Genomic DNA, 8,296 nt, shown 5'->3' on the forward strand with positions numbered 1-8,296 from the left:
GGCGTAACGCCGACGTGGTGTCGGTGTACGCCGCCCTCGGATGGGACGCCTCGCGGGGGTCGCCCTCGCTGTCACGGCGGCTATTCCGGGTCGTTGTTGAACTTCGAGGTCGACCAGAAGTAGCCGAGCACCGTGAGGCCCAGGCACCAGGCGACGGCGAGCCATCCGTTGTCGCCGATCTCGGTGCCGAGAAGCAGGCCGCGCAGGGTCTCGATGGCGGGCGTGAACGGCTGGTACTCGGCGACCGGCTGGAACCAGCCCGGCATCGCGTCGACGGGGACGAAGGCGCTGGACAGGAGCGGCAGCAGGATCAGGGGCATCGCGTTGTTGCTGGCGGCCTCGGCGTTCGGGCTGATCAGGCCCATGCCCACCGCGATCCAGGTGAGCGCCATGGCGAAGAGCACGAGCAGTCCGAACGCCGCGAGCCACTCCAGGACCGTGGCATGGGTCGAACGGAAGCCGATGGCCACGGCGACGGCGCCGACGAGGACCACACTGGTGATCGACTGCAGCACGCTGCCGATGACGTGTCCGATGATCACGGACCCGCGATGGATCGCCATCGTACGGAAGCGGGCGATGATGCCCTCGGTCATGTCGTTGGAGACGGAGACCGCGGTCCCGACCACGGTGCTGCCGATGGTCATCAGCAAGAGGCCCGGGACGATATAGGCGATGTACTTGGAGCGGTCCGGACCGCCGCCGCCGATGCCCGCGCTCATGGTGTCGCCGAAGATGTAGACGAAGAGCAGCAGCAGCATGATCGGGGTGAGCAGCAGGTTCAGCGTGAGGGACGGATAGCGCCGGGCGTGCAGGAGGTTGCGGCGCAGCATCGTGGAGGAGTCGCGCAGGGCGTGGGAGAGGGAACTCATCGGGCGGTCTCCTTGGGCTGGCTGGGGATGTCGGCGCCACCGGTCAGGGCGAAGAAGACGTCGTCGAGGTCGGGGGTGTGCACGGTCAGCTCGTCGGCCTCGATGCCGGCCGAGTCCAGCCAGTCGAGGAGGGAGCGCATCTCGCGCTGGCTGCCGTCGCTCGGGACCTGCAGCGAGAGGGATTCGTCGTCCCGGGAGGCTTCGTGCAGGGTGGAGGCGGCGCTCCGGTACGCGGCAGGGTCGCTGAAACGGAGCCGGACGTGCCCGCCGGGGATGAGCCGCTTCAGCTCCTCGGCGGTTCCCTGCGCGGCGATCTTGCCGTCGTTGAGCACGGCGATGCGGTCGGCGAGTTCGTCGGCCTCCTCCAGGTACTGGGTGGTGAGGAAGACGGTGACGCCGCCCGTGACGAGTTCACGGATGATCTGCCACATGTTGTGGCGGGAGCGCGGGTCGAGGCCGGTGGTCGGCTCGTCGAGGAAGATGATCCGCGGGTTGCCGACCAGGGTCATGGCGATGTCGAGGCGGCGCTTCATGCCGCCGGAGTAGGTGGAGGCGGGCTTCTTCGCCGCCTCGGTGAGGTCGAAGCGCTCCAGCAACTCGGCCGCGGCCTGCCGTCCCTCGCGCCTGGAGAGGTGGTGCAGGTCCGCCATGAGGAGCATGTTCTCCTCGCCGGTGATCAGGCTGTCGACAGCGGAGAACTGTCCGGTGACGCCGATCGCGGCGCGTACGGCCCCCGGATCGGTGGCGAGGTCGTGGCCGCCGACCCGGATCCGGCCGCCGGCGGGGTCGGGGGAGATGAGGGTGGAGAGGATCTTGACGGCGGTCGTCTTGCCGGCGCCGTTGGGGCCGAGCAGGGAGAAGATCGTTCCTTCCGGGACGGCCAGGTCGACGCCGTCGAGGACGGTCTTGTCGCCGTAGGACTTGCGCAGCCCGTGCGCCGCGATGGCCAAGTCGGTCATGAGAGGTGCTCCTCTTGCAGGTTGCAGGCTGCGGGTTTACAGGCTTCGGGCGGTGATGTCGCCGTAGGCGGTGGTCGCGTGGATGCTGAGGGCGGCGCCGCCGTCGGTGTTCTTGAGCGCGTTGTGGATCCGGCCGTGGGCCGTGCCGGCGTCCAGGGAGGCGGAGGCCCCGTGTGCTGCGCCGACCGAGATCGTGCCGTGCTGGGTGAGCAGGGTGACCGTGCCGCGTACGGCCTCGGTGATGTGGATGTCGCCCTTTTGGGTGCTGATCTTCGCGGGGCCGTCCAGGCGGCCGATCGAGACATCGCCGGCGAGGACGGTGAGGCGGGCGCTCGCGGCCTCGTCGAGGGTGACCGTGCCCTGCGCACCCTCGAAGATGACGTCGCCGAGCCGTCCGGCGCCGCGGAACTCGGCGCTGGCCGCTTTCGCCTCGATGCGGGAGCCGACGGGCAGTTGGACCTTCACCTCTATGAATCCGGAAGTGCCGAGGATCCGGTTCTTCGCCTCCGGGGCGTCGATCCGCAGAACGCCGTCGCCGTAGCTGACCTCGGTCCGCTGCGCCGCCTTCACGTCTCGGCTCTTCGAGGCGTCCGCGGGCAGGATCTCGACCGTGGTGTCGGCCCGGTCGGCGGCGATGAACCGGATGCGTCCCGCGGGGATGTCGAGGACGGCCGAGACCGGGGCGGGGGTGTCGAACTTCTGCATCGTGCTCTCCTTCTCCTGCATTGCGCGCTCCTCGCGCCCGCTGTTTCTGACTTCGGAAACGCTACGTTGCGTTCATGGATCCGGCAATACGGTCGTTGCGCATGACCGGTATCGATGCAGCTGAGAGCGGGTAAATCGTTGCAATGGCTCTCGACGGTAATGCAACAATGATGCGTCGCCGTTGCAATGAAGCAAGAGTGAACGCTATATTGGAGTCACCACGGACCATGAAGGAGACCGCGATGCCGGGAGGCAGGCTCACCCAGCAGGAACGCCAGCAGATCGCGCTGGGACTGGCCGACGGCCTCGCCTACGCAGAGATCGCCAGACGCCTCGACCGCCCGACCTCGACCATCACACGCGAGGTCATGCGCAACGGCGGCCCCACCGCCTATCGCGCCGACCTCGCCCACCGCGCCACCGAACACCGGGCCCACCGGCGCAGGCAGGCCGCGCCCCGAGGGGCCGACGCGTTCCCACAGGCCCACGGACGTGATGCCGAGGCCGTGCGTGAGTACGAGGAGACGCTGACCACCGTCCTCATGCAATCGGGCACGCCCAAGATGATGGCCCGGGTGCTGGCCTGCCTGGTGATCAGCGACGCGGGCAGCCTCACCGCGTCCGAACTCGTCCAGCGCCTCCAGGTCAGCCCGGCGTCCATCTCCAAAGCGGTCGCGTTCCTCGACAGCCAGGGCCTCGTCCGCCGGGAACGCGACGAACGCCGCCGCGAACGCTACGTCGTCGACGACGACGTCTGGTACCAGTCCATGATGGCCAGCGCCCGCGGCACCATCCAAGTAGCCGAAACCGCCAGACAGGGCGTCAGCGTCCTCGGCCCCGACACCCCGGCCGCGGCTCGCCTCGAGAACATCGCCCGCTTCCTCGACTTCATCTCCGAGAGCATGGCCCGCGCCGCGGACCAGGCCCGCGAAGTTCTCCACACGAAGCCCGAAACGACCTCGGGAGGCACTCCCGAGCCCAGTTCAGATCGCTGACGGGGAGCGAGTCCGCCTCTTGTGACTCCGAGGCCCGGCCAGGCGGGCGGTGAGTGCATCGCGGGACCGACGGAGTGCTCATGGGCGGGACAAGCGCCTCAAGCCGACCCGAGGCCATCGTGGAACGTGACCGGGCCAGACCGGAATGAACAGGCTGAGAAGCTGTTGCCCTTCCGAACGCAAGCGGCTCGCGTCGAACGGGAAGCCACGACCGGAACGAACAACGCCGTCCAATTCCTGGCGCTCCTACACGCCGTGAGGAAAACATGGAAAGCAATCGCGTTGGCAGCGGCGGTGGCTGCCCTGGGCACGACCGGGATGGCCCAGGCGGCCACTCCGTGCACCGGTCTCGGGCACGGGTACCACAACGGTGACGTGAAGATCAGCGTGAGCCGGAACGCCGACGGTGACTTCGTGCTGGTGGATCCCGAGCGCGGCGGTCTACAGGTGCGCAACCTGGCCAATGACTACCTCCAGGGCTGGGACCAGGGCAGACCGTCCTCCGACAGCGACAACGTCTGGGGGAACGGAACCAAGGACGACCGGCAGACCGGCGACGTGGACGCCTACTACGCGGCCGCGCAGACCTGGGACTACTTCCTGAAGAAGCACGGGCGGCGCGGCATCAACGACGACGGGGTGGGACCCCGGGTGTTCACCGACGTGGGCCCGGCCGACGAAGGTGAACCCTACGGCCAGTACGACTCGGAGTGCGGCTGCATGCTCCTGGGCTCGGCGGCAGGTGACAGCGCCGCACTGGGCACCCTCGACGTGGTGGCGCACGAGATGACCCACGGAATCACCGGCATGACCGCGGGCCTGGTCACGCACGGCGAGGCCGGTGGCTTGAACGAGTCCACGAGCGACATCTTCGGCACGCTGGTGGAGTTCTCGGCGAACAACGCCAAGGACCGGCCGGACTACACCATCGGTGAGGGCGTGTCCGGCAAACCCATGCGGTACATGGACGATCCCACCAAGGACGGGGTGTCCCTGGGGTGCTGGACGCCGGGTCTCGGAGAGAGGGACAATCACGAGCTCGCCGGGATCAGCAACAAGTTCTTCTACCAGCTGGCCGTCGGCAGCGGGAAGTCCAAGTGGGGGGACAGCCCGACCTGCGGTGGAGCACCCGCGGTCACCGGCATCGGCAACGACAAGGCCGGGAAGATCTGGTATCGCGCGCTGACCCGCTACCTGGTGCCCAACTCCAACTTCTCCGGTGCTCGCGCCGCGACCCTGAGTGCCGCGGCCGACCTCTACGGCAAGCAGAGCACCGAAGCCGAGACCGTCGCCGCGGCATGGCTCGCGGTCGGGGTCGACGGCAGTGACCCGGTACCCCCGGCGCCGCAGGTCCCGACGTTGAAGTTCATCACCACCCAGCGCAGCACGGTCGGCGCGGAGATCCGGCTGCGGCTGCAGGCACCCGACCCGCAGCGTCAGCGCGTCACGTTCACCGCCACCGGCTTGCCCCCTGGGCTGACTCTGAACAAGACCACCGGTGTGGTGACCGGCCGGCCCACCCAGCAGGGCACCTTCGCGGTCACGTTCACCGTGGCCGACACCGATGGCAACGCCTCGAACCGTCAGATGAGCTGGGAGGTCGTGCCCCGGTGAGGCCTTTGCGGTTGTGAGCGGCGATCGACGAACGGAGGGTCGGCCCAGGGCCGCAATGGGGTGAACATTGCCTGCCGCGGCACCAGTGATCACAACCGCTTCGGGAACGAGAGCAGGGCCTCTTGGCAGTTCGGAGGACGACTCCGGCAACTCATGCTCCAAGAGGCCCTGTTGTCGTAGTTGTACGTCACTGCGGAGGCCCCTTCCGCTGCCGCGCGGCAGCCAGTGTCGCCAGAGGCGTGAAAGCCGCGGGCCAGTTCTGTGAAGTCGCCCAACTCCGCGGCAGAGCAAGGCCGGAACACAACCGAACCTTTGCCTTCGACAGTCCCTCCCGCCCCACCTGATGTGTCACGCTCGCAAAGAAGGCCACCGGGGGGAGGGCGATATGTCCGAGTCGCTGCTCAAGATGACCGCCGAGGACCTGACGGCCCTCGCGGGTCAGATGAGCGAGGCCGAGGGTCTGCTGGAGACCCTGGGCGCCGGCTGACGGCGCTCGGGGACGCCGCCGAGGCGTGCTGGCGCAGTGAAGCCGCCGAGGAATACCACAGCATCCACCGCAGGGTCACCGGCGACACCAGTACGGTCCGGCAGACGCTGGCCTTCGTCCGGGAGGCGGTCGAACTGAGCCGGGACGGCTTCAGCGCGCAGGACCTGGAGACCCTGGACAACTTCCGCAAGCTGCACATCGACCCGTCGGCGGCACCCCCCGCGGACGCCCCGCGCAGCCGGTTGGACGACTTGTAGGACACACGAGGCGCCGCCCCCGTGCGCGCGGGGCCGGTGGCCGGTACGCGCGATCCACGGCACTACAGGCGGTAGGGGCCGCCGGAACGGGGAGGCACGAGCGATGACATCACGTCTGACGGTGGAACTGGCGGCGCTGTCGGAACTGTCGGGTGCGCTGGCCGGGCATGGCGACGACCTGGAAGACCTGCTGACGAAGCTGGACGCGGGCATGAAGCGCTTCGAGAAGTCCTGGGAAGGCGCGGCGCGCGAGCGCTTCGGCGTGGTCTTCGCCCGGTGGCGGGAGGCATCGGCCGACCTGCACGGCATGCTGCGGGACATGCACCACGTGACGCACACCGCGCACGGCAACTACCACGCCACGGAGAAGGCGAACCGGCAGATCTGGGGCGGCCGGTGAGCTCGGACGAGCCGACCGGCCCGATCGACGTCACGCCGTCGGACCTGAACGAGGCGGCGACGACCTTCGCCGGTGGCCAGACTCGGCTCGACGGCATCGCCGACGCCCTCGGCAACGCACTGCGGACGGCGGCCGGCATGGCCGGCGACGACAAGTACGGCAAGCAGTTCGCCAAGAGCTACGACCCGGCGGTCAAGGCACTGTTCCGGACGCTGTCCGCGGCGGTGCGGGCAATCGGCCAGTCCGCGGACGGGCTGGTGCGCACGGCGAACAATTACCTCAAGGCCGACCACCACTCCAACCCCCGGGCGGGCAAGGGCGCCCCGAAGCTCTTCCCGTGGCCGATGGTCATCGACGACGTCATGTACCCCGAGCCGCCGTCGGCGGTCGGAGGTGGCAGCAATCACTGGCCGCCGCCGATCGACAAGTACTGGGCCGACGGCCACCAGGACAAGCTGCGCAACGCCGCGACCGCCTTCCGCGCCGCGGCGACCGACATCAACAGCCTGGGGACGAGCCTGCACCTTCAGGTGCAGGCCATCACCGACGTCAACAGCAGCGGCGCGATCATCGCGATGGCCGGCTTCTGGGGCAAGATCTGGCACAGCTCCGACCCGGGCGGCATGGCGCCGCTTTCCACCGCGCATCTGGCGTGCACCAAGCTGCCCCGGTGTGCGAGAAGTTCGCCCACGCCATCGACCAGGCGCACAGCGAGTTCGAGCACAAGGTCAGCGAGGCGGGCATCGCGATCGGCCTCACCACCGCGGTCGGCGTGCTCGGGACGCTCTTCACCCTCGGCGGCTCCGACGCCGGAGCCGTGGCCCTGGACGCGGGCGAAGCAGCGGCGCTGTTCGCCTCGGTCGACGGCATTCTGGACGCCGCGATGGCCGACTACGCCGCCGAGGGCGTCGCGGAGTTGGAGACGGTACTCGCCTCCGCCGCCGAGGACGTGCCCGAGGTCGAGGCGGTTGACGCCGAGACGACCGAAGTCAGTCAGGCGCTGGACCGCGAGATGGCCACCACCGAGGCGCGCAGCGGCGGCGGGGGCCGCGGAGGAGGCGGTGGGGGCGGCAAGCCCCCGACGGGCGGCGGCGAACCGCCGCCGGAGGAGCCGCAGGGCGGCGGCACCGGCGGCCGGGACGTGCACGGCGCGAACCGGGTGGGCCAGCGCGGGGTGGACGTCGACCACGTGTGGCAGAACGGCGATCTGTACATCCAGGAGGACGGCCAGATGGTGCGCGTCCTGGACAACGGCAACGGTACGTACGATGTCGTCGTCCGCGACCCGGCCAACCCCAGCGGGGGGCCGACCACGGTGCTCAAGGACGCCACCGAGCGGTATGTCCAGAACAAGATCGAGAGTGGGAAGTGGTCATGAGTGCTGTGGACGGCGGCCCGGAGCCGCTGCGCGTGTCCCAGCGGTTGCGCTGCTGCATCTGCGGTGACGAGACGACGGACGCCGAGGACTATGTGCTGCTGACGCTGACCGCCGAGGACACGGACGCACAGCAGGCACTGGGCGTCCACGCCGAACACCTGAACCAGGTGCTGGCGCCGGGCTTCAGCGTGGAGGTCCACCTGATGTAGTCCCCGGACCGTACGGTGAGGGCTGGTCTGACGGTCGGCCGATTGGCTGCCGTCCCGGCGCGGGCGGCCACCCCCGCGCCCAACGCCTACGTCACCGATCAGCAGTCGAACACGGTGTCCGGCAAGCGCGACGCCGGCCACGGCGCGCCCAGGAAACAGCAGCCACACCACGACTGACGACCCGCCAGGGACAGAACGCACGTCAGGAACACCAGGCGGAAGAAGGAGCCGGACGCTGTGACGGAGCCGACCTGGCTGAAGGTGCTGGAGGCCATCACCGGTCCAGGAACAAATCAGGGGCACCCACTAGTCACTAGTAGATTGTCGCGGCTTAATTTTGCTGTGTGGTTGGGTAGAGGTGGCGCAGTTTCACGCGTGCGTCGTCGGTGGTGAAGTGCCAGTCGACTTGGCGCTGGTTGT

General features: G+C 68.9%; 9 protein-coding genes. 6 read left to right on the forward strand and 3 right to left on the reverse strand.

All coding sequences use genetic code 11. The features are described 5' to 3' along the window. Positions 1 to 80 precede the first annotated feature (80 nt). Genes ABZ845_RS30185 through ABZ845_RS30195 form a run of 3 tightly spaced genes read right to left on the reverse strand, consistent with a single transcriptional unit; the run spans position 81 to position 2,536 of the window. Positions 81 to 872: an ABC transporter permease gene (locus tag ABZ845_RS30185; RefSeq protein ID WP_360986087.1), complete on the reverse strand. Its 792-nt coding sequence runs from the start codon at positions 870 to 872 to the stop codon at positions 81 to 83. Beyond that, entirely contained in the window at positions 869 to 1,831 is a 963-nt protein-coding gene (locus ABZ845_RS30190; RefSeq protein WP_360986090.1) for an ATP-binding cassette domain-containing protein, read from the reverse strand. The genes ABZ845_RS30185 and ABZ845_RS30190 overlap by 4 nt, the downstream gene beginning before the upstream one ends. Before the next feature lie 36 nt (positions 1,832 to 1,867). Continuing rightward, positions 1,868 to 2,536, reverse strand: coding sequence for a DUF4097 family beta strand repeat-containing protein (locus ABZ845_RS30195; protein WP_360986117.1), 669 nt, complete (start codon positions 2,534 to 2,536; stop codon positions 1,868 to 1,870). 242 nt (positions 2,537 to 2,778) lie between these two features. Here ABZ845_RS30195 and ABZ845_RS30200 point away from each other — a divergent pair, with 242 nt between their 5' ends. The 6 genes from ABZ845_RS30200 to ABZ845_RS30225 all read left to right on the forward strand — a co-directional run bounded on the left by ABZ845_RS30200 (position 2,779) and on the right by ABZ845_RS30225 (position 8,053). Next, positions 2,779 to 3,531 carry a helix-turn-helix domain-containing protein gene (locus ABZ845_RS30200; protein ID WP_360986093.1) on the forward strand — a complete coding sequence of 251 codons (753 nt, stop codon included), beginning with the start codon at positions 2,779 to 2,781 and terminating at the stop codon, positions 3,529 to 3,531. Positions 3,532 to 3,813: 282 nt separating this feature from the next. Then, on the forward strand, positions 3,814 to 5,145 hold the full coding sequence (locus ABZ845_RS30205) for a M4 family metallopeptidase (protein WP_360986096.1): 1,332 nt from the start codon (positions 3,814 to 3,816) through the stop codon (positions 5,143 to 5,145). Positions 5,146 to 5,992: 847 nt separating this feature from the next. Next, positions 5,993 to 6,289: a WXG100 family type VII secretion target gene (locus ABZ845_RS30210; protein ID WP_360986099.1), complete on the forward strand. Its 297-nt coding sequence runs from the start codon at positions 5,993 to 5,995 to the stop codon at positions 6,287 to 6,289. 670 nt (positions 6,290 to 6,959) lie between these two features. Continuing rightward, positions 6,960 to 7,667 carry a hypothetical protein gene (locus tag ABZ845_RS30215; protein WP_360986102.1) on the forward strand — a complete coding sequence of 236 codons (708 nt, stop codon included), beginning with the start codon at positions 6,960 to 6,962 and terminating at the stop codon, positions 7,665 to 7,667. Continuing rightward, positions 7,664 to 7,876, forward strand: coding sequence for a hypothetical protein (locus tag ABZ845_RS30220; protein ID WP_360986105.1), 213 nt, complete (start codon positions 7,664 to 7,666; stop codon positions 7,874 to 7,876). Before ABZ845_RS30215 ends, ABZ845_RS30220 begins: the two co-directional genes overlap by 4 nt. Before the next feature lie 42 nt (positions 7,877 to 7,918). Then, positions 7,919 to 8,053, forward strand: coding sequence for a hypothetical protein (locus ABZ845_RS30225; RefSeq protein WP_360986108.1), 135 nt, complete (start codon positions 7,919 to 7,921; stop codon positions 8,051 to 8,053). Positions 8,054 to 8,296 lie beyond the last annotated feature (243 nt).

The organism is Streptomyces sp. NPDC047022 (assembly GCF_040644155.1).
Classification (GTDB): Bacteria; Actinomycetota; Actinomycetes; order Streptomycetales; family Streptomycetaceae; genus Streptomyces.

Excerpts from the sequence above, each read along its gene's own strand:
- ABZ845_RS30190 (WP_360986090.1), bottom strand. The coding sequence starts at position 1,831 with ATGACCGACTTGGCCATCGCGGCGCACGGGCTGCGCAAGTCCTACGGC.
- ABZ845_RS30185 (WP_360986087.1), bottom strand. The coding sequence starts at position 872 with ATGAGTTCCCTCTCCCACGCCCTGCGCGACTCCTCCACGATGCTGCGC.
- ABZ845_RS30200 (WP_360986093.1), top strand. The coding sequence starts at position 2,779 with ATGCCGGGAGGCAGGCTCACCCAGCAGGAACGCCAGCAGATCGCGCTG.
- ABZ845_RS30220 (WP_360986105.1), top strand. The coding sequence starts at position 7,664 with ATGAGTGCTGTGGACGGCGGCCCGGAGCCGCTGCGCGTGTCCCAGCGG.
- ABZ845_RS30195 (WP_360986117.1), bottom strand. The coding sequence starts at position 2,536 with ATGCAGAAGTTCGACACCCCCGCCCCGGTCTCGGCCGTCCTCGACATC.
- ABZ845_RS30210 (WP_360986099.1), top strand. The coding sequence starts at position 5,993 with ATGACATCACGTCTGACGGTGGAACTGGCGGCGCTGTCGGAACTGTCG.